Genomic DNA, 24604 nt, shown 5'->3' on the forward strand with positions numbered 1-24604 from the left:
GATCAGCCCCTTGCCTCGACGCTGTCGGTCAGGATTGCCAGCACCAGTTGCTGGAAATCCAGGCCCGCGGCGCGTGCGGCCATGGGCACCAGGCTGTGATCAGTCATGCCTGGTGCGGTGTTGACTTCGAGGAGCCAGAAGCGCCCTTCGGCGTCCTGCATCACGTCGGCGCGAGCCCAACCCTGGATACCGAGGGTTTCACAAGCGCGCGCGGTGAGCTGCTTCAGCTCCTCTTCCTTTTCCGCATCCAGGCCACAGGGGATCTGGTAGCGGGTGTCACTGGCCAAATACTTGGCGTCGTAGTCGTAGAAGGTGTGCGGGGTACCAAGGCGGATAGGCGGCAGTACGTCGCCGCGCAACCAGGCGACGGTGAACTCCGGACCGTGGATCCACTGCTCCACCAGGACCTGCGGGTCATAGGTTCCAGCCGCGCGCCAGGCTTCGATAAGCGCCTCGACGTTCTCGACCTTCGCCATGCCGATGCTGGAGCCTTCGTGGGCTGGTTTGACGATCAGCGGGAAGCCCAGTTCTTCTGCGGCCTGGCGGCAGTCCTGCTCGCTGGCGAGCACGGCATGGCGCGGGGTCGGGAGACCCAGGCTGATCCACAGCTGCTTGGTGCGGAGCTTGTCCATCGCCAGGGCCGAGGCAAGGATGCCGCTGCCGGTATAGGGAATGCCCAGGCACTCCAACAGGCCCTGCATGCTGCCGTCTTCGCCGCCACGGCCGTGGAGGATGATGAAGGCGCGGTCGATCTTCTCGGCCAGCAGTCGCTGCAGCAGATCATCGCCCACGTCGATGCCGAAGGCGTCCACGCCAGCAGCCTGCAGGGCCTGCAGCACCATCGCGCCGGATTTCAGCGACACTTCACGCTCAGCGCTCTTGCCACCGTAGAGCACGGCGACCCGACCGAACGCAGCCGGTTCGAGGGTGGATTTCAATTGCGCGCTCATTTCGACTTCCTCTTGGTGGCGTCGTCAGACTGGCCACCAAACAGCGGGTTCTGGATCAGTTGCGGGGCCAACGCGCCGATGTCGCCGGCACCCTGGCAGAGCAGGATGTCGCCGGGACGCAGCAGCGGCTTGACCAGGGGCGCCAGGTCGACGCCGCGCTCGATGTAGATCGGGTCCAACTGGCCGCGCTGACGGATGCTGTGGCACAGCTGACGGCTGTCGGCGCCGGGGATCGGCTCTTCGCCGGCCGGGTAGACCTCCATCAGCAGCAGTACGTTGGCCTCGCCGAGGACCTGCACGAAATCGTCGTAGAGATCGCGGGTCCGGCTATAGCGGTGCGGCTGATAGACCATCACCAGGCGACGCTCCGGCCAGCCGCCGCGAACGGCCTTGACCACCGCAGCCACTTCACGGGGATGGTGGCCGTAGTCGTCCACCAGCATCACGCTGCCGCCTTCGATTTCCAGCTCGCCATAGACCTGGAAGCGTCGACCCACGCCCTGGAAGCCGGAAAGGCCCTGGACGATGGCTTCGTCGCTGATGCCTTCGTCGGTGGCAATGGCAATGGTCGCGAGGGAATTCAGGACATTGTGGTTACCCGGCATGTTCACCGAGACATCCAGCGGCTCGCGGTCCTTGCGCAGGACGGTGAACCAGGTGCGCATGCCTTCCTGGCGAACATTGATGGCGCGTACGTCGGCGTCTTCGGCGAAGCCGTAGGTCACGGTGGGACGTGCGACCTGAGGCAGAATTTCGCGCACGACCGGGTCATCCACGCAAAGCACGGCCAGCCCGTAGAACGGCAGGTTGTGGAGGAACTCCACGAAGGTCTTCTTCAGCTTGTTGAAGTCCCCTTCGTAGGTGCTCATGTGGTCCGCGTCGATGTTGGTGACCACGGCCACCATCGGCTGCAGGTGCAGGAAGCTGGCGTCGCTCTCGTCCGCCTCGGCTACCAGATAGCGACTGGTTCCAAGCTGGGCGTTGGTGCCGGCAGCGTTCAGACGACCGCCAATGACGAAGGTCGGATCAAGGCCACCGGCAGCGAACACCGAAGCGATCAGGCTGGTGGTGGTGGTCTTGCCGTGGGTACCGGCGACGGCGATGCCGTGACGGTAACGCATCAGTTCGGCCAGCATCTCGGCGCGCGGTACCACCGGGATACGGCGCTCCAGGGCAACCGCAACCTCGGGGTTGGATTTGTTCACGGCGCTGGACACCACCAGAACATCGGCGTGCTCAGCGTTCTCGGCGCGGTGGCCGATGAAGATCTGGGCACCAAACTTCTCCAGACGCTCGGTGACCGCCGAGGTCTTGAGGTCGGAACCGGACACGCGGTAGCCCAGGTTCAGCAGCACTTCAGCGATCCCGCACATGCCCACGCCGCCGATACCGACGAAATGGATCCGGCGGATGCGGCGCATTTCCGGCTGGGGCATGGCTTTCTGGCTCTCAACCATGGGCCACCTCCAGGCAGATCTCGACCACGGTGCGGGTGGCGGCGGGTTTGGCCAGACGGCGGGCGGTGGTGCCCATGGCCTTGAGTTTTTCGGGCTGCATCAGAACCTCGGTCAGCTGAGCGGCAAGCTTGGCCGCGTCAGTGGAATGTTGCGGAAGAAGGACAGCTGCGCCCTCCTTCGCCAGATATTCGGCATTGCGCGACTGGTGGTCGTCGATCGCATGGGGCAGCGGCACCAGGAACGACGGCAGCCCGGCGGCGGCCAATTCGCTCACGGTCAGGGCACCTGCACGGCAGATGACCAGGTCGGCCCAGGCATAGGCACGTGCCATGTCCTTGATGAAGGGTGCGACTTCGGCTTCGACCGCGGCTTCGCGATAACGCTCCGCGGTGATCTCGTCATGCTTGCGACCCGCCTGGTGGAACACTTCCGGACGCAGGTCAGCAGGGACCTTCGCCAGCGCTTCCGGCAGCAATTTGTTCAACGGCTCGGCGCCCAGACTGCCGCCCAGCACCAGCAGGCGCGGCTTGCGTCCTGCCAGAGCGTCACGTGGCGTTTCCAGGAACAGCTCCTCGCGCACCGGGTTGCCGGTGGTGCGCCGTTTGTCGCTTTGTCCGAAGGTATCGGGGAAGGCCTCGCACACGCGGCTGGCAAGAGGCACCAGACTGCGATTGGCGGTCCCCGCCACGGCGTTCTGCTCGTGGATGATCAGCGGCACACCGGACAGGCGTGCTGCCAGTCCACCGGGACCGGTGACATAGCCGCCCATGCCGAGTACGCAGACGGGTTTCAGTTCACGCACGATTCGGCGTGCCTGGAACAGCGACTTGAGCAACTCGAAGGGTGCCTTGAGCAAAGACTTCAGCCCCTTGCCGCGCAGGCCGCTCACTTGAATGAGGTGCAGCGGCAGGCCCGCCTGGGGTACCAACTCGTTCTCGATTCCCTTCGGCGTACCGAGCCAATGCACCTTGAACCCGCGCGCCTGGAACTCACGAGCGCAAGCCAGGGCCGGGAATACGTGGCCGCCGGTGCCGCCGGCCATGATCAGCACATTGCCGCTCATGGGCGCACCTCCTCGTCGAAGAAATCGCTTTCGACGAATTCCACTTCCTCATTGCCCAATTGGGTACGCCGCTCCCATTCGATACGCAGTAACAAGGCCAGGCTGACGCAGCAGATCACTAGAGAGCTGCCGCCATAGCTGAGGAACGGCAGGGTCAGGCCCTTGGTCGGCAGCAGACCGACGTTCACGCCGATGTTGATCAACACCTGGCCGATCCAGAGGAAAGCGAGGCCGTAGGCGACGTAGGCGGAGAAATACTGGCGCGCCTTCTCGGCCCACAGACCGATGTAGAGGGCTCGGACACTGACGAAGACGAACAGGCCGACCGTTGCCAGTGCACCCAGCATTCCAAGCTCTTCGGCGAGCACGGCGAACACGAAGTCGGTATGGGCCTCCGGCAGGTAGAACTGCTTCTGGATGCTGTTGCCCAGACCGACGCCAAACCATTCGCCGCGACCGAAAGCGATCAACGCCTGGCTCAGCTGATAGCCGGCGCCGTACTGGTCGGCCCAGGGGTCCACGAAGTTGGTCAGACGCTGCATCCGGTAACTCTGGCTGGTCATTACCAGGACGCCGGCAGCCAGTACCGCGCCTGCCAGGGGGATGAAGCGAACCAGGTTGATACCGCCCAGGAAGAGCATCGCGATGCAGGAACCAACCAGCACCACGGTGGCGCCGAAGTCCGGCTCGGCCAGCAGCAGTACGGCGATCGGACCCAGAACCAGCATGGGCTTGATGAAGCCGGTCAGCTTCTCGCGAACTTCATCCTGGCGACGCACCATGTAGCCGGCGATGAACATCACGGTGAACAGTTTGGCCAGCTCGGACGGTTGCAGGTTGAACAGACCGAAGCCGATCCAGCGCTTGGCGCCGTTGATTTCGCGGCCGATGCCCGGCAGCAGTACGAGCACCAGCAGAATGATGGCCGCGAGCATCAGCCGCGCGCCGTGGCGCTGCCAGAAGGCCATGGGGATCTGCAGGGTAACCAGCGCCGCGCCAAGACCGATCGCCAGGTAAATCAGGTGGCGGATCATGTGGTACAGCGGGTTGCCGGACTGCGCCGCAGCCACTTCCGACGAAGCCGAGGTGATCATCACCAGGCCCAGGCCCAGCAGCGACAGGCAGCCGGCCAGCAGCGGGAAGTCGATGTCGATTCCGCGGCGACTGCGCAGCGGCGACGGGGCGGCGAGCAGACGGGCCAGCATCAGGAAAGTCCCTCCGCGGCCTGGGCGAAGAGGCGCCCGCGTTCTTCGAAGTTCTTGAACATGTCCAGGCTGGCGCATGCCGGCGACAACAGCACCGCATCCCCCGCTTCAGCGAGTTCGGCGCAACGCTGCACAGCGTCATCCAAGGTTTTGACCCGCACCAGCGGTACGGCATGACCCAAGGCTTCGGCAATCAGTTCCGCATCGCGCCCCAGCAGCACGACGGCACGGCAGAAGCTTGCCACCGGAGTTTTGAGAGCGGAGAAGTCGGCACCTTTGCCGTCACCGCCCGCGATCAACACGAGCTTGCCATCGATGTCGGCACCCAGGCCTTCGATCGCAGCCAGTGCCGCTCCGACGTTGGTGGCCTTGGAGTCGTCGTAGTAGGACACACCGTGCAGCTCGCGGACCCACTGGCAACGGTGGGCCAGGCCGGTGAAGGTGCGCAGGGTATCCAGCATCGGTTCGAACGGCAGACCGACCGCATGCCCCAGTGCAAGCGCCGCCAGGGCGTTGGACTGGTTGTGGGCACCACGGACTTTCAGTTCGCGTACCGACATCAGCTTGTCGAATTGATAGGCCAGGAACTTCTCGCCCTCTTCCTCGATCAAGCCGAAGGATTTGAAGTCGGGTTTGTTAAGCCCGAAGGTCCAGCACGGTAGCTGGTCAGCTACCAGCGGCCGCGACAAGGCATCTCCACGATTGACCACGACCTGACGCGCGCCCCGGAAGATACGGTGCTTGGCCAGGTGATAGGCCTGCATGTCGGCGTAGCGGTCCATATGGTCTTCGCTGACGTTGAGGACTGTGGCCACCTCGGCATTCAGGCGATCCGTGGTTTCCAGCTGGAAGCTGGACAGCTCAAGCACGTAAAGCTCAACGTCATCATTCAGCAGGTCCAGCGCCGGCGTGCCGAGGTTGCCGCCGACGGCGACGCGCTTGCCGGCAGCCGCAGCCATGTCACCCACCAGGGTGGTGACAGTGCTCTTCGCGTTCGAACCGGTGATGGCAACGATCGGCGCCTTGGCATTGCGAGTGAACAGTTCGATATCACCGGACAGCTTGGTGCCGCGGCTCGCGGCTTCCTGCAGCGCCGGAGTTGCCAGGGCAAGACCGGGGCTCACGTAAAGCTCGCTGGCGCGACTGAGGAAATCCGGATCGAGCTCGCCACAACGCACTTCCACCTGCGGGAACTGGCTTTGCAGCGTCGCCAGTTCCGGCGGGTTCGCGCGGGTATCGGCCACGGCAAACGGAACGCCCTGCCGCGCCAGGAAGCGCACCAGGGACATGCCGCTCTTGCCGAGGCCGACAACGATGCGGAACTGGTCGGAAGCGATCAACGTCACTCTCGGTTACCTCAGTTTCAGGGTGGCAAGGCCCACCAGGACCAGGATCACGGTGATGATCCAGAACCGTACGATGACCCGGGGTTCGGGCCAGCCTTTCAGCTCGAAGTGGTGATGGATAGGGGCCATGCGGAATACACGACGACCGGTCAGCTTGAACGAGGCTACCTGGATCATCACCGAGAGCGTCTCCATCACAAAGACGCCACCCATGATGAACAGCACCACTTCCTGGCGCACGATCACGGCGATGGTGCCCAGCGCCGCGCCCAGGGCGAGAGCGCCCACGTCGCCCATGAACACCTGGGCCGGGTAGGTGTTGAACCAGAGGAAGCCGAGACCGGCGCCCACCAGGGCGGCACAGAACACGATCAGCTCGCCCGCGCCCGGTACGTAAGGGATCAGCAGGTAGTCAGCGAATTTGATGTTGCCCGACAGGTAGCAGAAGATCCCCAGCGCGCCGCCGACCATCACGGTCGGCATGATCGCCAGGCCGTCGAGGCCGTCAGTCAGGTTGACCGCGTTGCTGGAGCCGACGATCACGAAGTAGGTCAGCACCACGAAGCCGATGCCCAGCGGGATCTCGATGTTCTTCACCAGCGGCAGGATCAGCGTGGTCTCGGCCGGAGTGCTCGCGGTCACATAAAGGAAGATCGCAGCAGCGATGCCAAACACCGATTGCCAGAAATACTTCCAGCGGCTCGGCAGGCCACGGGAGTTCTTCTCGATCACCTTGCGGTAGTCATCCACCCAGCCAATGGCGCCGAACGCCAGGGTCACGGCCAGCACCACCCAGACATAACGATTGGACAGGTCCGCCCAAAGCAGTGTGCTGATGGCGATGGCGGTCAGGATCAGCGCGCCACCCATGGTCGGCGTGCCAGATTTCGACAGGTGCGATTGCGGGCCGTCGTTACGTACGGCCTGGCCGATCTGGCGGATCTGCAGGGTGCGGATCATCCAGGGACCGAGCCAGAGCGACAGCGACAGCGCTGTCAGGACGCCGAGAATCCCGCGCAGGGTCAGGTACTGGAATACACCGAACCCTTTATAGAACTGTTGCAGGTACTCAGCGAGCAGCAGCAGCATGATTAGTGAGCCTCCCCCGTCCCGCAGAATGCCGCGACGACTTTGTCCATCGCCGCGCTGCGGGAGCCTTTGATCAGAATTGTGGTGTTTTTGTCCTGCTCGCTGACCAGTGCCTGGATCAGGCTGGCCTGGTCGGCGAAGTGGCGTCCCTGGGAACCGAAGGCAGTGACGGCGTGCGCCATCAGCGGGCCAACGGCATACAGGGCACTGACTTTGCCGCGAGCGTATTCACCGACTTCGCGGTGTCCTTGCTCGGCCCAATCGCCAAGCTCGCCCATATCCCCGAGCACCAGGACGGTGCGGCCGGAAAAGCCGGCGAGTATATCAACGGCGGCCAGCATCGACGCGGGGTTGGCGTTGTAGCTGTCGTCGATTACGCGCATGCCGCTGGTGGCGAGCTGCGCTACGGCGCGGCCTTTGACAGGCTGCAGGTTTTCCAGGCCGGCCTTGATCCCGACCAGCGGCACGCCAAGGGCGTGCGCAGCGGCGGCGGCGGCCAGTGCATTGGCGACGTTGTGCGTCCCCAACAGGTTGAGCTGGATGTCCGCCTCGCCGGCTACGCCACGAAGGCTGAAGGCCATGCATCCACGGGCATCGCGGGTAATGTTTTCGGCTCGCAGGTCCGCCCCGGCGTCAGCGAGGGCAAAGCTCAGCACCGTGCGACCGGCTGCACGCCTGTGCCAGATTGCAAAGGCGCGGTCATCGCGATTGAGGATCGCCACACCATCAGCAGGCAGGCCCTCGAGAATCTCGCCCTTGGCCTCGACGATCCTTTCCGGACCACCGAACTCACCCACGTGGGCAGTACCGGCGTTGTTGAGGATCGCCACCTGTGGCCGGGTCAGGCCTACGGTGTAGAGGATTTCGCCGACGCGCGACGCGCCCAGCTCGATCACCGCACTGTCGTGCTCGGAACCAAGTTCCAGCAGGGTCAGGGGCACGCCGAGATCGTTGTTCAGGTTGCCACGGGTGGCCAGCACGGAACCCTGGGTACGCAGGATACTGGCAAGCATCTCCTTGACCGTGGTCTTGCCGCTGGAGCCCGTCACCGCGGCCACGCGACCGGTGAAACCGTCGCGATTGTAGGCGCCCAGGCGACCCAGCCCTTCGCGGGTGTCGGCGACCAGGAGTTGCGGGATCGGCGCATTCGCCACCTTGCGCTGTACCAGGGCTGCGACGGCGCCTTGGGCGGCTACATCGGCAAGATAGTCATGGCCGTCGAAACGCGGGCCGACCAGCGCGATGAACAACTGCCCGGCTTCAATCTTGCGGCTATCACTGGAGACGCTGCTGAACGCCACGTCCGCACCGATCAGTTCAGCCTGCAACGGCCCAAGCAGTTCAGACAGCTGGAAGGGTTTAAGCATGGGGCACCTCCCAGGCATCCAGTGCCTTGGCGGCTTCATCGAGATCGGAGAAGGAATGGCGTACGCCAGCGATCTCCTGGTAATCCTCATGGCCCTTGCCGGCCAGCAGGACGACATCGTCCACGCCAGCAGTGCCGATCAATCGGGCAATCGCCAGGCCACGGCCAGCGACGAACTCGACCTTGTCCAGGGCAGTGAAGCCGGGACGAATGTCGGCGAAAATCTGAGCAGGGTCTTCAGTGCGCGGGTTGTCGTCGGTTACCAGAACCCGGTCGGCCAGCTGCTCAGCGACGGCCGCCATGATCGGGCGCTTGCCACGATCACGATCACCGCCACAGCCAAACAGGCAGAGCAGGCTTCCGCGAACATGGGGACGCAGGGCTTGCAGGACCTTTTCCAGGGCATCCGGGGTATGTGCGTAGTCCACGACTACCAACGGCTTCTCGCCGCCGCCAAGTCGCTGCATCCGCCCGACGGGGCCTTGCAACGACGGCAGGACGCCGAGCACATCCACCAGCGGGTAATCCATGGCAAGCAGAGCGCCCACCACGGCCAACAGGTTGCTCAGGTTGAAGCGACCCAGCAACGGGCTGCGCAGCAGGCCTTCGCCTTGATGGGTAACCAGCTGGGCGCGGACGCCGTGATCGTCGAAGTGGGCTTCGCGGCAATAAATGAAGGCGCTGGGGTCTTCCAGGCTATAGCTGAACAGCCGCGACTCATGCTGTTCCGCTGCCAGTTTGCGTCCCAACGCGTCGTCCAGGTTGATCACCCGGGCCCGCAGGTTGGGCCAGCTGAACAGCTTGGACTTGGCGGCCGCGTAGGCCTCCATCGAGCCGTGGTAGTCCAGGTGGTCACGGGACAGGTTGGTGAACGCTGCCACGTCGAAATCCAGTGCGGCTACACGCCCTTGTTCCAAACCGTGGGACGAAACTTCCATGGCCACGGCGCGCGCGCCGGCCTGTTTCAGATTGGCCAGCGTGGCCTGCACGGCAAGCGGGTCAGGCGTGGTATGGCGGCCGCTTTCCAGCTCGCCGTAAAAACCGGTGCCCAGGGTGCCGACAATGCCGCAGCGCTCGCCCAGTTGGTCGAGTGCCTGTGCCAGCAGTTGGCTGACACTGGTCTTGCCGTTGGTCCCGGTGACGCCGACCAGCCGCAGTGCACGGCTAGGCTCGCCATAGAAGCGTCCAGCAATGGCCGAAAGCTGGTTGGCCAGGCCTTTGACAGGAATGAGCTCAGCACCGGCAACTTCAGGCACCTCGGCACCGGCGGTTTCATAGGCGATGGCGACGGCACCGCGAGCGACAGCGTCAGCAATATGGGCGCGACCATCGTGCTGGGCGCCGGGAATCGCCAGGAACAGATCGCCCGGACGTACCTTGCGGCTATCCAGGGTCAGTTCGCGGATCAACGTGGCGCTTTGCGCCTGGGACAGTAACTGGTTCAGTGGCATGGGCATCAGATCCGCCCTCCTTTGCCGGTGGCCGCATTCGCGGTCTGTTGTTCCTCGGTGGGCAGGTTGTCCGGCGCGATGTTCATCAGTCGCAACGCACCCGCCATGACCTTGCCAAATACCGGGGCCGAAACCAGGCCGCCGAAGTAGCCCGCCTTGCTGGGCTCGTCGATCACCACCACCATCGCGATACGCGGATTGGTGGAAGGACCGAAGCCCGCGAAGAGCGAGCGATAGGCGTTCTGGGTGTAGCCCTTGGTTCCTACGCTGGCTTTACGCGCCGTACCACTCTTGCCGGACACGTGGTAACCCGGCACCTGGGCGCGGAACACGCCGCGCGGTGCTTCGACCACTTGTTGCAGCATGCCCTGCATCGTTTTGGCCACATCGGCGGGAATTACCTGTGCACCGTCGGGAATGCTGTCCACGCGAGTCATGGACAGCGGTACGGCCACGCCATTGTTGGCCAGCGTCGCGTATGCATGGACCAGCTGAATCGCCGTGGTCGAGAGGCCGTAGCCATAAGACAGCGTCGCGGTCTCCGCCTTGCGCCACTCGCGATGGTTGGGCAGGTTGCCTACGCGCTCGCCGGGGAAGCCGAGGCCGGTGTCCTGGCCCATGCCCAACTTGCGCATGGTGTCGTAAATGGCCTCGCCGCCAATGTCGAAGGCGATCTTGCTCATGCCGACGTTACTGGAGTTGATCAAGATGCCGGTCAGGTCGAGGATCGGGCCCTCGGTCTTGGATACGTCCTTGATGGTGTAACGGCCGATCTGCAGCGAACCGGGGTAGACCTCGACCTTGTCCTCGGGCTTCCAGCGGCCGGACTGCAGGGCAGCGGACATGGAAATCGGTTTCACGGTCGAGCCTGGCTCGAACACGTCGATCATCGCGCGGTTACGCATCGCTGCAGGTTGCAGGTTGCGGCGGTTGTTCGGGTTGTAGGTGGGCTGGTTGGCCATCGCCAGCACTTCGCCCGTCTTCACATCGACGATCACGAGGCTGCCCGCCTTGGCACCGTTCTCCACCAGGGCGTTGCGCAGCTCCCGATGGGCGAGGTACTGCAGGCGCAGGTCGATGGACAGTGCGAGAGTCTTGCCGGGTTTTGCGTTGCGAGCGACCTGGACATCCTTGATCAGGCGACCACGGCGATCCTTGAGAACCTGGCGCTTGCCCGGCACACCGGCCAGCCACTCGTCGAACGACAGCTCGACGCCTTCGCGACCACGGTCATCGACGTCGGTAAAGCCCACTACATGCGCGGTCACTTCGCCGGCCGGATAGAAGCGGCGGAATTCCTCGATGCCATACACGCCAGGCGCCTTGTTGGCCATGATGGCCTGCCCCTGTTCCGGCGTCAGGCCACGCACCAGGTACATGAACTCGCGATTGGCGTTCTGCTCGATGCGCTGGGCAAAGGCTTTCGGGTCCTGGCCGAGGGACTGCGCGATCCGCGGCCACTCGTCGCGCAGCGCCATGAGGTCCTTCGGATTGGTCCAGAGGGTAGTGACCGGGGTACTTACGGCCAGCGGCTCCCCGTTGCGGTCGGTGATCAGACCGCGGTGGGCAGGAATCGGGATGTGCCGCACGCTGCGCGCATCGCCGTGAGCCTTGAGGAAGTCATGGTCGATCACATGCAGGTCGACGATGCGCCAGGAAATCGCGCCGACCATGATGGCGAGAAGACCCAGCACCACCCGGAAACGCCAGGGGTAGAGTGCGCCTTCCAGCTTCATCATTGCGCCACCATCCGCACTTCTGCCGGATCGGGGATGCGCATCTTCAGCTGTTCGCTGGCCAGGGATTCAATGCGGTTATGCGCAGTCCAGGTGCTTTGCTCGAGTACCAGGCGCCCCCACTCGGCCTGGGCCTTGTCGCGCACGCTGAGTTCCGCATACAGCTCGTTGAGCAGTTTGCGATTCCAATGGGCGCTGTAGGACACCGCGATAGCGGAGAACAGCACGCCGACGAACAGCAGCAGCATGATCAGGCTGCCGCCCGGAAGGGGTTTGGCGTAGAGGCGGCTCATCGCAGCTTCTCCGCCACACGCATGACGGCGCTGCGCGAGCGCGGATTCGCCTTGAGCTCTTCATCGGAGGCGTACTGGGGCTTGCCGAGCAGTTTCAGGCGCGGTTCGAAGGTAGCCAGGCGGATCGGCAGGTCGCGGGGAAGCTTGTCTGCCTCGCCCTTGGCGTGCTTGCGCATGAACTGTTTGACGATGCGGTCTTCCAGGGAATGGAAGCTGATCACCACCAGGCGACCACCGACAGCGAGCGCTTCGAGCGCAGCATCCAGCCCCTGCTCCAGGTCGCCCAGCTCATTGTTGACATGAATACGAATGCCCTGGAAGGCGCGGGTAGCGGGATTCTTGCCTTTCTCCCACGCCGGATTGGCAACAGTCAGCACAGCTGCCAGGTCGGCGGTACGTTCGAAAGGCTTCTCGGCACGGCGCTGCACGACGGCACGCGCCATACGCTTGGCGAATCGCTCTTCGCCATAGTCTTTGAAGACACGGGCGATTTCGTCCTCGCTGGCACTGGCAATCCACTGCGCAGCGCTTTGGCCGCGATCAGGGTTCATGCGCATATCCAGGGGGCCATCGTTCAGGAAGCTGAAGCCACGCTCCGGATCGTCAAGCTGCGGGGAAGACACGCCAAGGTCCAGCAGAACGCCGTCAACCTGCCCGGCAAGCGCGCGCGTGCGCACTTCGTCGCCAAGCTCGGCAAAGCTCCTTTGCACAATGACAAAGCGGCCGTCATCGGCCGCCAGAGCTTGCCCCGTCGCAATCGCTTGCGGGTCTTTGTCGAACCCCAGCAAGCGACCTCCAGGCCCCAGCCGCTCCAGGATGAGCCGGCTATGCCCTCCGCGCCCGAACGTGCCGTCGAGGTAGCAGCCGTCTGCGCGCAGGGCGAGGCCTTCCACTGCCTCTTCGAGCAGTACGGTGATATGGCGGAAGGTGCTGGTTGCGCTCACAGGATCAGGTCACGTAGTTCGTCCGGCAGACCGCCGGGCTGTTTGATTGCCATGAGGTCTGCCTCGGAAATCGCGGTCCAGGCATCCTCATCCCACAGTTGAAATTTGTTCAGTTGGCCGACCAGCATGGCCCGCTTGTCCAATCCGGCGTACTCGCGCAGGCGCGGAGGAACCAGAAAGCGCCCGGCGCCATCCAGCTCCAGGTCCACGGCATTACCGATCAGCAGGCGTTGCAGGCGGCGAGTTTCCTCGCGCAGGGAGGGCAGCTCTCTCAGCTTGGCTTCAATGAGTTCCCATTCAGGCAGGGGGTAGACAGTCAAACAGGGATCGACGGCGTCGATTGTGACGATGAGCTGCCCACCACAACGCGAAACGAGCTCGTCCCGATACCGACTTGGCATCGCGAGTCGCCCTTTGGCGTCGAGACTGATGGCGTTAGCTCCGCGAAACAAGGCTGCGCTTCCCCTTTGATTGGCTTTCCGTGCCAGTAAATCCCACTTCTACCCACTTCGCTCCACTTCCGCACACTATAGAAATGCGCTAGCCCCACCGTCAAGGCGCGGAAAAGCGGAAAACTCCTTACAGGACGGCAATTTAGCGAGGGTTCGGAAGGCATTTGGGCGGTTTTGGAGGGGCAAAGGAGAAGCAAAATCCAGCACTTACAAGAAGCTGAACTTCGAACTTAAAGTAATTTGTTAAGAGTAAGATCTTTTCGGTATTTCGAAGGCGGGACAAAGAGCGGAGAAGAGCTAACGCGAGAAGAGAAAAAGCAGAGAGTCGATCTGTAAGCCGGGTTCTGTCGAGGACAGTCATTCATCTACGGCTGCCATCACTGACAGCCTTTAGCAACCTACCCGAATCCGACGCGGGCCGCGCCATGGATTCCTATTTGGTCTTGCTCCGAGTGGGGTTTGCCTAGCCACGAACTGTTACCAGTCGTGCGGTGCGCTCTTACCGCACCTTTTCACCCTTACCGGCGCTTGCGCGCTTAGGCGGTTATTTTCTGTGGCACTTTCCGTAGGCTTGCGCCTCCCAGGCGTTACCTGGCACTCCGCCCTATGGAGCCCGGACTTTCCTCCCTCTCAAATCGTAGAACGAAATGAGACAGCGACTGTCCGATCGACTCTCCGCCGCCAAGGTTAACGGCAGGCGCCCTCAAGAACAAGCTCAGACATCCGCCTGACGCTCCAAGGCCGCCTGATAGAGCAGGTTCTTGCGCACCCCCGTGATCTCGGCAGCCAACGCAGCGGCCCGCTTGACGGGCAGTTCGGCCAGAAGAAGATCCAGCACCCGCAACGCCTCCGCACTCAAGGCACCCTCGCCTTCCGGCGCTTGCCAGCCACCGACCAACACCACGCATTCGCCACGTTGCTGATTCGAGTCCGCCGCCACCCAGGCACACAACTCTTCCAATGGCGCCCCCTTCAAGGTCTCGAAGGTCTTGGTCAATTCCCTCGCCAGCACCGCCGGACGATCGCCGCCAAATACGCCCCGCATATCCTCCAGGGACTCCAGGAGACGATGAGGCGCTTCATAGAAGATGAGCGTTCGCGGCTCTTCCTTTATGCCCTCCAACCGGCCACGGCGAGCAGTGGCCTTGGCGGGGAGAAAGCCCTCGAAGATGAATCGATCCGAAGGCAGGCCAGCCGACGACAACGCTGCGATCAACGCACAGGCGCCCGGTACGGGAACGACAGGAATGCCGGCCGCACGAGCCTGGCGCACCAGATGAAAACCCGGATCGGAGATCAGCGGAGTGCCCGCGTCGGAGATCAGCGCGACATCATCCCCGGCTTGCAGTCGCGACAGGAAGCGCCCGCCCTGGTCACGTTCGTTGTGCTCGTGGCAGGCGGCCAGCGGCGTTTCTATGCCGAAGTGTTGCAACAGGCGAACCGAGTGGCGCGTGTCCTCGGCAGCGATCAGCTTTACGTCCCGCAACACTCGGAGGGCCCGGGCAGTGATGTCGTCGAGGTTGCCGATGGGCGTTGCGACCACATAAAGCGTACCGACCGCACTGCCGCTGGCGGAAGAAAGAGTCACAAGGCACCTCGGAAAAGACTGAAAGCGCGCATTGTATCCCGATTCACCGGCCCGACATCGCGCCTCAACCGGGGCTTGGGTACAATCGCACCTTTCTTTAACGAGTATCGGGACCGATAAATGATCGCTTGCCTGCGTCCGCTCTCCGCCCTCTGCCTCGCTGGCCTGCTGGCTGCCTGCGCCAGTTCGCCCTCGTCCAGCCTTGGCGAACTGCCCCGCACACCCCAGGCCAGCATCGAGCAACTGCTGCAGCAAGCCAGCCAAGCCGAGCCGGAAGAAGCCGTACTGCTCCGCCTGTCTGCTGCTGACCTTGCGTACAAGCAGCAGGACATCGGCCGTTCCGCTCGCATCCTGGAGCAGATCCCGCTCGACAGCATGAAACCGGCGCAGCAGATCTTCGCCAGCACCCTGGCCGCGGAACTGGCCATGGCCCGCAACCAGCCCAAAAGCGCGCTGAAGGCCCTGAGCCACCCCAGCCTCGACCACCTGGCCGAATTGCCGGTAGAGCAGCAGGTGCGCACGCAACTGGTTCGCGCCCGCGCCCTGGAAGCCGACGGCCAGACCCTCGCAGCCGCTCGCGAGCGCGTATTCATCGCCCCGCTGCTGAGTGGTGAAGCCGCCAGCAGCAACCATGAAGCCATCTGGGCACTGGTTTCCAGCCTCCCGCTCGACCAACTGCAAGGTGGGGGCGACAAGGACCTGGCCGGCTGGCTGGAACTGGCACGCCTGACCAAGACCTCCTCGACGCTGGAGCAGCAGCAGGCAGCGATCGACAACTGGCGCGCACAGAATCCGGAGCACCCAGCCGCCAAACAGCTCCCCCAAGCCCTGACCAAGTTGAAGGAAATTGCCGGCCAGCCACTGACCAAGATTGCCCTGCTCCTGCCCCAGGAAGGCCAACTGGCGTCGGTCTCGCGCGCCCTGCGTGACGGTTTCCTGGCCGCCCATTACCAGGCCGAGCAATCCGGACAGCCGCAACCGTCCATCGAGATCTACGACAGCTCCAAGCTGACCTCCATCGATGACTTCTACCGCCAGGCTCAGGCCGATGGCGTGCAACTGGTCGTCGGCCCGCTCGAGAAGCCGCTGGTCAAGCAACTCAGCACCCGCGAGCAACTCCCCATCACCACCCTTGCCCTGAACTACAGCGATTCCGGCCAGGAAGCTCCTGCCCAGCTCTTCCAGTTCGGCCTTGCCGCCGAAGACGAAGCCCGCGAGGTCGCCCGCCGCGCCTGGGCCGATGGCATGCGCAGCGCCGTGGCACTGGTTCCCCGTAGCGAATGGGGCGATCGCGTACTGCGCGCCTTCCAGCAGAGCTGGCAAGCCGAAGGCGGCCGTCTGATCGCCGCAGAGCACGTCGACCAACCTGTAGCCCTGGCCCAACAGATCGCCGACCTGTTCCAGCTTCGCCAGAGCGAAGCGCGCGCCAAGCGCCTGCAGGGCACCCTGGGCGTTCCAGTCGCGGCGCAACCAGCGCGTCGCCAGGATGTGGACTTCATCTTCCTCGCCGCAACGCCGCAGCAAGCCCAGCAGATCAAGCCGACGCTGGCCTTCCAGTACGCTGGCGATGTACCCGTCTACGCCACTTCCCACCTCTATTCGGCGAGCAATGACCCGGCCCAGTATCAGGACCTCAACGGCATCCGCTTCTGCGAAACCCCCTGGCTGCTGAACGGCGACGACCCGCTCCGCCAGCAGGTGGGGAGCCAATGGCCACAGGCCGGCGGCAGCCTGGGCCGCCTCTATGCAATGGGTGCTGACGCCTATCGTCTCGCTCCGCGCCTCGCGCAACTGAAAGCCCTGCCGGAAACCCAGGTGGATGGCCTTTCGGGCCGCCTCACTCTCAATCCCGCTCGTCGCGTGGAGCGCCAGCTTCCCTGGGCCGAGTTCCGCGACGGCCAGGTCCAGCGCCTGAAAGACAGCGACTCTTGATTGACCGGCGTGCCCGCGGGCAAGCGGCGGAAGCCCTTGCCCGCGATCATCTCGAAGCCAACGGACTGCGCTTGCTGTCCCAGAACTGGCTGTGCCGACGCGGCGAGCTCGATCTGGTCATGCTCGACGGCGATACAGTAGTATTCGCCGAAGTCCGCTACCGGCGTCATGCCGGCTGGGGCGGTGCCCTCGAGAGCGTCGATGTCCGCAAGCGCGAAAAACTGGCATACGCCGCCCAACAGTTCCTCCAGCAGGAATCCCGCTGGGCAAAATACCCTTGTCGATTTGATGTGATTGCCGTCCATGCAATGGACGGTGACTCACCCCCGCGACTGACCTGGCTGAAGAATGCCTTCGACACCTGATCGGTCGCCCCACTGAAGGTCTAACCCGATGGACATGCAACCCCGTATTCGCCAACTCTTCCAGGCCAGCATCGACACCAAGCTGCAAGCCATGGAAGTGCTGGCCCCGCACATCGAGCACGGCAGCATGGTGATGGTCCACGCGCTGCTCAATGAGGGCAAGATACTGTCCTGCGGCAACGGCGGCTCGGCCGGCGACGCCCAGCACTTCTCCTCGGAACTGCTCAATCGCTTCGAACGCGAGCGCCCGAGCCTGCCCGCAATTGCGCTGACTACCGACAGTTCGACCATTACCTCCATCGCCAACGACTACAGCTACAACGAAGTCTTTTCCAAGCAGATCCGTGCCCTGGGCCAACCCGGCGACGTGCTGCTGGCCATCTCTACCAGTGGCAACTCCGCCAACGTGATCCAGGCCATCCAGGCCGCCCACGACCGCGAAATGGTGGTGGTTGCCCTGACCGGCCGCGACGGCGGCGGCATGGCATCCCTGCTGCTTCCGGAGGACGTGGAAATTCGTGTGCCGTCCAAGATCACCGCACGAATCCAGGAAGTACACCTGCTGTCCATCCATTGCCTCTGCGACCTGATCGACCGTCAACTGTTTGGGAGTGAAGAATGATCCGTTCCCCACTGATACTCGCCGGCCTGGCCCTCTGCCTCGCGCTCTCCGGCTGCGGTGGCCGCACCATCGGCAAGACCATCGATGACCAGTCCATGCCATCGAAAGTACGCGCCAAGGTCGAGGCGGCCAGCCCTGATCTGAAGACCAACTCGCACATCGTCGTCTCCAGCTACAACGGCGTCGTGCTGCTTGCTGGTCAGACGCCGCGTGCCGACCTGAAGGAACTGGCCGGCCAGGCTGCCCAGTCCGCCCAGGGTGTTCGTCGTGTGCACAACGAGCTGCAAGTGCTGCCGCCCTCTTCCACCCTGGCGCGCATGAACGACAGCACCATCACCACCAAGATCACCACCCAGCTGCTGGCCGACGGCAAGGTCCCCAGCTCGCAGATCAAGGTGATCACCGAGAACGGCATCGTTTATCTGCTGGGCCTGGTTACCCGCCAGGAAGCCCAACTGGCCACCAGCATTGTCCAGAACGTTTCTGGGGTGCAGAAGATCGTCCGGCTCTTCGAGTACACCAACTGACCTTACGGGCAGACATGAAAAAGGCGATCCGAGGATCGCCTTTTTTATTACTTGACCACTTTGAGGCTGGGACGCCCACTGGGGCGCGACGGTTCGCCTCCCGAACTCGGCGGCTCGCCACCCGACGGGCCGTCATCCTCCGGTTCCGGATCATCACCAGGCAGCGGGGGCTCCAGATCGAAGACCATGCCCTGGCCGTTCTCGCGCGCGTAGATGGCCATCACTGCGGCGGAAGGAACGTAGAGGCTGTGGGCAACGCCACCGAAACGGCCTTCGAAGCTCACCGCCTCGTTGTCCATGTGGAGATGGCGCACCGCACTCGGGGAAACGTTGAGCACGATCTGGCCATCATTGGCGTAGCCGGGCGGAACCCGCACGCCGACGTGCTCAGCATTGACCAACAGGTGCGGGGTGCAATCGTTGTCGACGATCCACTCGTAGAGGGCACGGACGAGGTAGGGACGACTGGAATTCATCTTGGTCTCCTCAGCGCATGTCGCGTTCGGCGGCGGATAGGCTGGACTGGAAGGAGTCACGAGCAAACGCGCGCTCCATGTAGTCCAGAAGAGGCTTGGCCGGCCGCGGCAACTCGATGCCCAGCAGGGGAAGGCGCCAGAGAATCGGCAGCAGGCAGCAATCCACCAGACTGAAATCTTCGCTTAGAAAATATGGCTTGTCCGCAAATAGCGGCGATACGCCGGTCAGGCTCTCACGCAGCTCCTTGCGCGCGACGGCCTTGTCGGCCTCCTTGTTACGCGAATCGAGGATGCGATCTACCAGCGAACACCAGTCACGCTGCACGCGATGTATGAGCAGGCGGGTATTGGCGCGCGCCACGGGATAGACCGGCAGCAGCGGAGGATGGGGGTAACGCTCTTCCAGGTACTCCATTACGACCGTGGACTCGTAAAGCGCCAGGTCCCGATCAACCAGGGTCGGAACGCTGCCGTACGGATTGACCTCGGCCAGCTTGGGCGGGCAACGGCCCGGCTCGACATTGATGATCTCGGCGGCGACGCCCTTCTCGGCGAGCACGATACGCACACGATGGGAGTAGTGGTCGGCGGGGTCGGAGTAACAGGCCAGCCTGTTGGTGACGGCCATTGCGTCCTCCTCACATTGGAAAATTCAGGGGCAGAAAGAAGCGCGCGCCCAATAAGGGCGCGCGCTTCTTGCAACAGTGCAGCAGTGTATCAGTGCACGTCCTTCCAGTACTCGCGCTTGAGCAGGTAGGCGAACACGAAGAAGAACGCCAGATACAGCAGTACGTAGGCACCGATGCGCTGGCTTTCCAGCTTGACCGGGTTGGCGGAGTACGCGAGGAAGGTCACCAGGTTCTGGACCTTCTCATCGAACTCAGCTTCGGTCAGCTTGCCGGTCTTCGGTACTACGGTCAGCTGATCACAGGCTTCATGGGTCAGCGGCGCACCCGTCAGCGGATCGAACTGCTTCTTGCCGTCCTCAACCGCTTGAACCTGCTTGCAACCAACGATCTGACGACCTTGCAGGCTGACCAGGACGTTCGGCATGCCGACGTTCGGGAAGACCTTGTTGTTCACGCCCCACGGACGCGCAGGATCTTCATAGAACGAACGCAGGTAGCTGTACAGCCAGTCGGTGCCACGCACGCGGGCAACCAGGGTCAGGTCCGGCGGTGCAGCGCCGAACCAGGTCTTGGCGTCCTGCGGCTGCATGCCGATCTTCATGTGATCGCCGATCTTGGCACCGGTGAGTACCAGGTTCTGCAGCATGAGGTCTTCCGGAATGCCCAGGTCCTTGCCCACACGCTCATAGCGCTGGAACTTGGCACTGTGGCAGCCCATGCAGTAGTTCGCGAAGGTACGCGCGCCGTCCTGCATGGCAGCCTTGTCGGTCACGTCGATATCGACCTTGTCCAGATGCACATCATGACCACCGGCGGCGAAGGAAAGAGCCGGCAGTGCAGCGAAAACAAATGCAGCAAATAGCTTTTTCATCAGCCTGTCACCCTTTCCGGTACCGGTTTGGTTTTTTCCATCCTTGTGTAGAACGGCATCAGGATGAAGTACGCGAAGTACAGGATGGTGCAGACCTGGGACAGCAGGGTACGGCCCGGAGTCGGAGCCAGAACACCCAGTACGCCCAGGATGACGAAGGAGATGCAGAACACCAGCAGCCAGATCTTGCTCAGCCAGCCTTTGTAGCGCATGGACTTCACCGGGCTACGGTCCAGCCACGGCAGCACGAACAGCACGGCGATCGCAGCACCCATGGCGATAACGCCGAGGAGCTTGTCCGGTACCGCACGGAGGATCGCGTAGAACGGAGTGAAGTACCAAACCGGTGCGATGTGCTCAGGAGTCTTGAACGGGTTGGCCTGTTCGAAGTTCGGCTTCTCGAGGAAGTAACCACCCATTTCCGGGAAGAAGAACACCACGAAGCAGAACACGAAGAGGAACACCACCACGCCGACGATATCTTTCACGGAGTAGTAGGGGTGGAACGCGATACCGTCGAGCGGAATGCCGTTCTCGTCCTTCTTCTTCTTGATGTCCACGCCGTCCGGGTTGTTCGAACCCACTTCGTGCAGGGCCAGGATGTGCAGCACAACCAGGCCAAGCAGCACGATCGGCAGGGCGATCACGTGCAGCGCGAAGAAGCGGTTCAGGGTGATGCCGGAAATCAGGTAGTCACCACGGATCCACTGAGTCAGGTCATCGCCCACGACAGGGATGGCGCCGAACAGCGAGATGATCACCTGGGCACCCCAGTAGGACATCTGGCCCCAGGGCAGCAGGTAGCCCATGAAGGCCTCGGCCATCAGGGCGAGGTAGATCAGCATGCCGAAGATCCACACCAGCTCACGCGGCTTCTGGTAGGAGCCGTAGAGCAGACCGCGGAACATGTGCAGGTAGACAACGATGAAGAACGCCGATGCACCGGTGGAGTGCAGGTAGCGAATGATCCAGCCGTACTCCACGTCGCGCATGATGTACTCGACGGACGCAAAGGCTTCTTCGGCGGACGGAGTGAAGCTCATGGTCAGCCAGATGCCGGTGAGGATCTGGTTTACCAGTACCAGCAGTGCCAGCGAACCGAAGAAGTAGAAGAAGTTGAAGTTCTTCGGCGCGTAGTACTTGCTCAGATGGTCTTCCCACATCTTGGTCGCGGGGAAGCGCGCATCGACCCATTCCATGAATTTGCTCATCAGGCCTTCTCCTGGTCCACACCGACGATGATGACGTCATCCGTCTCATACGAGTACGGCGGCACCGGCAGGTTGATCGGCGCGGGTTGCGCCTTGTAGACACGGCCGGCGAGGTCGTAGCGAGAGCCATGGCAGGGGCAGAAGTAGCCACCAACCCACTCGGAACCCAGGTCAGCCGGGGCAACTTCCGGGCGGAAGGACGGCGAGCAGCCCAGGTGGGTGCAGATACCGACCAGTACCAGGATTTCCGGCTTGATCGAACGGCTGACCGGGTCCACATAGGTCGGTTGAACCGATGCCTTGGACTCAGGGTCTGCCATGCGGTCGTGGATCTTCGGCAGGTTCGCCAGGATCTCTTCGGTACGACGCACGATGAACACCGGCTGACCACGCCATTCGGCAATGATCTGCTGGCCTGCCTCGACCTTGCTTATATTCACCTTGACCGGTGCACCCGCGGCCTTGGCCTTGGCACTGGGCAGCCATGACCCCACGAACGGGACCGCAGCCCCCACCGCTCCCGCCGCACCAACCACGGACGTGGCCGCTACGAGGAAGCGACGCCGGCCTGCATTCACGCCGTCATTGCTCATTCAGTCGTCTCCCATCAGCTTCTGTGGCCTGTTGTTCAGGCCTCTACTAAGTAAAAAATCGAGCCGCGCAAAAAATTCGCCAAATGGTAAAGAAAAGCCCCTTACCTGACAAGGTAATAGCCGGATACAAATAGTCCGAAAGCCTTGATTGGCGGGGGATTCGCACGTGCGACAAGCTGTCGCACGGACAAAATCTTCGCGCATAAAAAAACGCCCAGCTCCGAAGAAACTGGGCGTTTTTCGCAAGCGTTGAATTAACGCTTGGAGTACTGCGGACGCTTACGCGCTTTACGCAGACCGACTTTCTTACGTTCAACTTCGCGAGCATCGCGAGTTACGTAGCCGGCCTTACGCAGCGGGCTGCGCAGGGTCTCGTCGTATTCGATCAGGGCGCGGGTGATGCCGTGGCGGATAGCACCGGCCTGACCGCTTACACCACCGCCAACGACGGTAACGTAGATGTCGAACTTCTCGACAGTCTCGGTCAGCTCCAGCGGCTGACGCACGACCATGCGAGCGGTTTCGCGGCCGAAGAAGGTATCCAGGCTGCGGTTGTTGATGGAAATCTTGCCAGTGCCCGGACGCAGGAAGACGCGAGCGGTAGCAGTCTTACGACGGCCGGTGCCGTAATTTTGAGTCGCCGACATAATGAACTTATCCCGTTAAATCTTCAGTTCTTGGGGCTGCTGAGCGGTGTGCGGGTGAACAGCACCCTTGTACACCTTCAGCTTGCGATACATGTCGCGGCCCAGCGGGTTCTTCGGCAGCATGCCTTTAACCGCGGTCTCGATCACGCGCTCAGGGGCCTTGGCAATCAGCTTCTCGAAGTTGATTTCCTTGATGCCACCCGGGAAACCGGAGTGCGAGTAGTACATCTTGTCGGTGGTCTTGGCACCGGTAACACGAACCTGCTCGGCATTGATCACGACGATGTAGTCGCCGGTGTCAACGTGAGGGGTGTATTCGGGCTTGTGCTTGCCACGCAGACGGCTGGCAATTTCGGTGGCCAGACGACCCAGGGTCTGACCTGCAGCGTCGACGACGTACCAGTCGCGCTTAACAGTTTCCGGTTTTGCAGTAAAAGTCTTCATTCGCTATAGCCTCAGGGGCCGCCCTGAAAATAAGACGGCGGATCTTACTGAATAGTGCTCGCCCTGACAAGTCAGGGACAGCCGGAAACAGACGCTATCGGGGGCTCGGGTCAGCGCGTCCGCTACGGCAAAAGGTTTTTCGGCGGGCTAGGCATCCCCACCTTCCTTCTTCGCAGGCTAGGCATCCCCGCAAAGAAAGCCGCGGAATTATGCCGATTGCAGGAAAAATTTCAACCTGATTTCATGCATCCTTTACAAAAACGCAGGAGGCAGCGATGGAATACCGCCAACTTGGCCGCACTGATCTCAAGGTCAGCAGCCTTTGCCTGGGCACCATGACCTGGGGCGAGCAGAACACCGAGTCGGAAGCCTTCGCCCAGATCGAACGCGCCAAAGGCTACGGCATCAATTTCATGGACACGGCGGAGATGTATCCGGTACCACCCCGCGCGGAAACCTACAGCGCCACCGAAACCATCATCGGCAACTGGTTCGCCAGGCATCGCGACCGCGCCAACTGGGTGCTGGCGAGCAAGGTGGCCGGACCGGGAAATGGCATCAGCCATATCCGCGGCGGCAACCTCAAACACAATCGCCAGCACATCACCGCGGCGCTGGATGCCAGCCTCAAGCGCCTGCAGACGGACTGGATCGACCTCTACCAGCTGCACTGGCCCGAGCGCAGCACCAACTTCTTCGGTCAGCTCGGCTACGAGCACAAGGAGGAAACGTTCACCTCCCTGCAGGAAACCCTCGAAGTGCTCGGTGAGCAGGTCAAGGCGGGCAAGATCCGCCATATCGGCCTGTCCAACGAAACGCCTTGGGGCACCATGAAGTTCCTACAGCTCGCCGATCAGCTTGGCCTGCCACGCACTGTTTCCATCCAGAACCCCTACAACCTGCTCAACCGCAGCTTCGAAGTGGGCCTGGCCGAAGTGGCGATGCGTGAGCAATGCGGTCTGCTGGCCTATTCGCCCATGGCATTCGGCATGCTCTCCGGCAAATACGAGAACGGCGCACGGCCAGCCAATGCCCGGATCACCCTGTTCAGCCGCTTCACCCGCTACACCAACCCGCAGTCCCAGGCAGCCTGCTCGCGCTATGTGCAACTCGCCCGGGAACACGGCCTGGACCCTGCACAAATGGCGCTGGCCTTCGTTACCGCGCAGCCCTTCGTGACCAGCAACATCATTGGCGCCACCTCCCTTGAGCAACTGGAGGCGAACCTGCGCAGTGCCGAGCTGACCCTGTCCGAAGATGTACTGGAAGGTATTGCCGCCATCCACAGGGACCAGCCGAATCCGGCCCCCTGAGAACGAGAAAGCCCGGCAATTGCCGGGCTTTTTT

At 62.6% G+C, this 24604-nt stretch carries 25 protein-coding genes and 1 other RNA gene; 5 read left to right on the top strand and 21 right to left on the bottom strand.

The annotated features are described in order from the left end of the window. Nucleotides 1-2 precede the first annotated feature (2 nt). The 14 genes from DM872_RS23865 to rsmI all read right to left on the bottom strand — a co-directional run bounded on the left by DM872_RS23865 (nt 3) and on the right by rsmI (nt 14940). Entirely contained in the window at nt 3-950 is a 948-nt protein-coding gene (locus DM872_RS23865; protein WP_179061746.1) for a D-alanine--D-alanine ligase, read from the bottom strand. Further along, entirely contained in the window at nt 947-2407 is a 1461-nt protein-coding gene (gene murC, locus DM872_RS23870) for a UDP-N-acetylmuramate--L-alanine ligase (protein WP_179061747.1), read from the bottom strand. The genes DM872_RS23865 and murC overlap by 4 nt, the downstream gene beginning before the upstream one ends. Beyond that, on the bottom strand, nt 2400-3470 hold the full coding sequence (murG, locus tag DM872_RS23875; protein WP_179061748.1) for an undecaprenyldiphospho-muramoylpentapeptide beta-N-acetylglucosaminyltransferase: 1071 nt from the start codon (nt 3468-3470) through the stop codon (nt 2400-2402). The genes murC and murG overlap by 8 nt, the downstream gene beginning before the upstream one ends. Continuing rightward, a complete protein-coding gene (ftsW, locus tag DM872_RS23880) occupies nt 3467-4675 on the bottom strand; it encodes a putative lipid II flippase FtsW (RefSeq protein ID WP_179061749.1) in 1209 nt (402 codons plus the stop codon). Before ftsW ends, murG begins: the two co-directional genes overlap by 4 nt. Beyond that, nucleotides 4675-6021, bottom strand: coding sequence for a UDP-N-acetylmuramoyl-L-alanine--D-glutamate ligase (gene murD / locus DM872_RS23885; protein ID WP_179061750.1), 1347 nt, complete (start codon nt 6019-6021; stop codon nt 4675-4677). Before murD ends, ftsW begins: the two co-directional genes overlap by 1 nt. A gap of 6 nt (nt 6022-6027) precedes the next feature. Then, nucleotides 6028-7110: a phospho-N-acetylmuramoyl-pentapeptide-transferase gene (gene mraY / locus DM872_RS23890; protein WP_179061751.1), complete on the bottom strand. Its 1083-nt coding sequence runs from the start codon at nt 7108-7110 to the stop codon at nt 6028-6030. A 2-nt stretch (nt 7111-7112) separates the two neighbouring features. After that, on the bottom strand, nt 7113-8477 hold the full coding sequence (locus DM872_RS23895; protein ID WP_179061752.1) for a UDP-N-acetylmuramoyl-tripeptide--D-alanyl-D-alanine ligase: 1365 nt from the start codon (nt 8475-8477) through the stop codon (nt 7113-7115). Then, nucleotides 8470-9933: a UDP-N-acetylmuramoyl-L-alanyl-D-glutamate--2,6-diaminopimelate ligase gene (murE, locus tag DM872_RS23900; protein WP_179061753.1), complete on the bottom strand. Its 1464-nt coding sequence runs from the start codon at nt 9931-9933 to the stop codon at nt 8470-8472. Before murE ends, DM872_RS23895 begins: the two co-directional genes overlap by 8 nt. After that, nucleotides 9933-11666: a peptidoglycan D,D-transpeptidase FtsI family protein gene (locus DM872_RS23905; protein ID WP_373273737.1), complete on the bottom strand. Its 1734-nt coding sequence runs from the start codon at nt 11664-11666 to the stop codon at nt 9933-9935. Before DM872_RS23905 ends, murE begins: the two co-directional genes overlap by 1 nt. Further along, a complete protein-coding gene (gene ftsL / locus DM872_RS23910) occupies nt 11663-11956 on the bottom strand; it encodes a cell division protein FtsL (RefSeq protein ID WP_077526487.1) in 294 nt (97 codons plus the stop codon). Before ftsL ends, DM872_RS23905 begins: the two co-directional genes overlap by 4 nt. Further along, nucleotides 11953-12900: a 16S rRNA (cytosine(1402)-N(4))-methyltransferase RsmH gene (rsmH, locus tag DM872_RS23915; RefSeq protein WP_179061754.1), complete on the bottom strand. Its 948-nt coding sequence runs from the start codon at nt 12898-12900 to the stop codon at nt 11953-11955. The genes ftsL and rsmH overlap by 4 nt, the downstream gene beginning before the upstream one ends. Next, on the bottom strand, nt 12897-13352 hold the full coding sequence (gene mraZ, locus DM872_RS23920) for a division/cell wall cluster transcriptional repressor MraZ (protein WP_179061755.1): 456 nt from the start codon (nt 13350-13352) through the stop codon (nt 12897-12899). Before mraZ ends, rsmH begins: the two co-directional genes overlap by 4 nt. A 317-nt stretch (nt 13353-13669) precedes the next feature. Then, nucleotides 13670-14027: RNase P RNA component class A (rnpB, locus tag DM872_RS23925), an RNA gene on the bottom strand. Nucleotides 14028-14067: 40 nt separating this feature from the next. Continuing rightward, entirely contained in the window at nt 14068-14940 is an 873-nt protein-coding gene (gene rsmI / locus DM872_RS23930; protein WP_179061756.1) for a 16S rRNA (cytidine(1402)-2'-O)-methyltransferase, read from the bottom strand. 120 nt (nt 14941-15060) lie between these two features. Here rsmI and DM872_RS23935 point away from each other — a divergent pair, with 120 nt between their 5' ends. Genes DM872_RS23935 through DM872_RS23950 form a run of 4 tightly spaced genes read left to right on the top strand, consistent with a single transcriptional unit; the run spans nt 15061 to nt 18386 of the window. Then, a complete protein-coding gene (locus tag DM872_RS23935; protein ID WP_179061757.1) occupies nt 15061-16872 on the top strand; it encodes a penicillin-binding protein activator in 1812 nt (603 codons plus the stop codon). Then, entirely contained in the window at nt 16869-17237 is a 369-nt protein-coding gene (locus tag DM872_RS23940; RefSeq protein WP_179061758.1) for a YraN family protein, read from the top strand. Before DM872_RS23935 ends, DM872_RS23940 begins: the two co-directional genes overlap by 4 nt. 28 nt (nt 17238-17265) lie before the next feature. Beyond that, entirely contained in the window at nt 17266-17859 is a 594-nt protein-coding gene (locus DM872_RS23945; RefSeq protein ID WP_077526499.1) for a phosphoheptose isomerase, read from the top strand. Continuing rightward, nucleotides 17856-18386, top strand: coding sequence for a BON domain-containing protein (locus tag DM872_RS23950; protein ID WP_179061759.1), 531 nt, complete (start codon nt 17856-17858; stop codon nt 18384-18386). The genes DM872_RS23945 and DM872_RS23950 overlap by 4 nt, the downstream gene beginning before the upstream one ends. A gap of 47 nt (nt 18387-18433) precedes the next feature. Here the strand turns inward: DM872_RS23950 and DM872_RS23955 are convergent, their stop codons facing one another. The 7 genes from DM872_RS23955 to rplM all read right to left on the bottom strand — a co-directional run bounded on the left by DM872_RS23955 (nt 18434) and on the right by rplM (nt 23257). Next, nucleotides 18434-18862 carry a ClpXP protease specificity-enhancing factor gene (locus DM872_RS23955; RefSeq protein ID WP_179061760.1) on the bottom strand — a complete coding sequence of 143 codons (429 nt, stop codon included), beginning with the start codon at nt 18860-18862 and terminating at the stop codon, nt 18434-18436. A 10-nt stretch (nt 18863-18872) separates the two neighbouring features. Continuing rightward, entirely contained in the window at nt 18873-19490 is a 618-nt protein-coding gene (locus tag DM872_RS23960; protein WP_179061761.1) for a glutathione S-transferase N-terminal domain-containing protein, read from the bottom strand. Nucleotides 19491-19579: 89 nt separating this feature from the next. After that, on the bottom strand, nt 19580-20362 hold the full coding sequence (locus DM872_RS23965) for a cytochrome c1 (RefSeq protein WP_179061762.1): 783 nt from the start codon (nt 20360-20362) through the stop codon (nt 19580-19582). Then, nucleotides 20362-21573 (bottom strand): cytochrome b, encoded by a 1212-nt coding sequence (locus DM872_RS23970; protein WP_179061763.1) that lies wholly within the window; start codon nt 21571-21573, stop codon nt 20362-20364. Before DM872_RS23970 ends, DM872_RS23965 begins: the two co-directional genes overlap by 1 nt. Then, nucleotides 21573-22166, bottom strand: coding sequence for a ubiquinol-cytochrome c reductase iron-sulfur subunit (petA, locus tag DM872_RS23975; protein WP_179061764.1), 594 nt, complete (start codon nt 22164-22166; stop codon nt 21573-21575). The genes DM872_RS23970 and petA overlap by 1 nt, the downstream gene beginning before the upstream one ends. Before the next feature lie 254 nt (nt 22167-22420). Then, a complete protein-coding gene (gene rpsI / locus DM872_RS23980) occupies nt 22421-22813 on the bottom strand; it encodes a 30S ribosomal protein S9 (protein ID WP_003448478.1) in 393 nt (130 codons plus the stop codon). A gap of 15 nt (nt 22814-22828) precedes the next feature. Next, nucleotides 22829-23257, bottom strand: coding sequence for a 50S ribosomal protein L13 (gene rplM / locus DM872_RS23985; protein ID WP_016490991.1), 429 nt, complete (start codon nt 23255-23257; stop codon nt 22829-22831). Between the two features lie 275 nt (nt 23258-23532). Between rplM and DM872_RS23990 the strand changes: the two genes are divergently transcribed. After that, complete coding sequence (locus DM872_RS23990) at nt 23533-24570, top strand: NADP(H)-dependent aldo-keto reductase (RefSeq protein ID WP_179061765.1); 1038 nt, start codon at nt 23533-23535, stop codon at nt 24568-24570. Nucleotides 24571-24604: the final 34 nt, after the last annotated feature.

This window comes from Pseudomonas taiwanensis, assembly GCF_013393345.1.
Taxonomy (GTDB): domain Bacteria; phylum Pseudomonadota; class Gammaproteobacteria; order Pseudomonadales; family Pseudomonadaceae; genus Metapseudomonas; species Metapseudomonas resinovorans_C.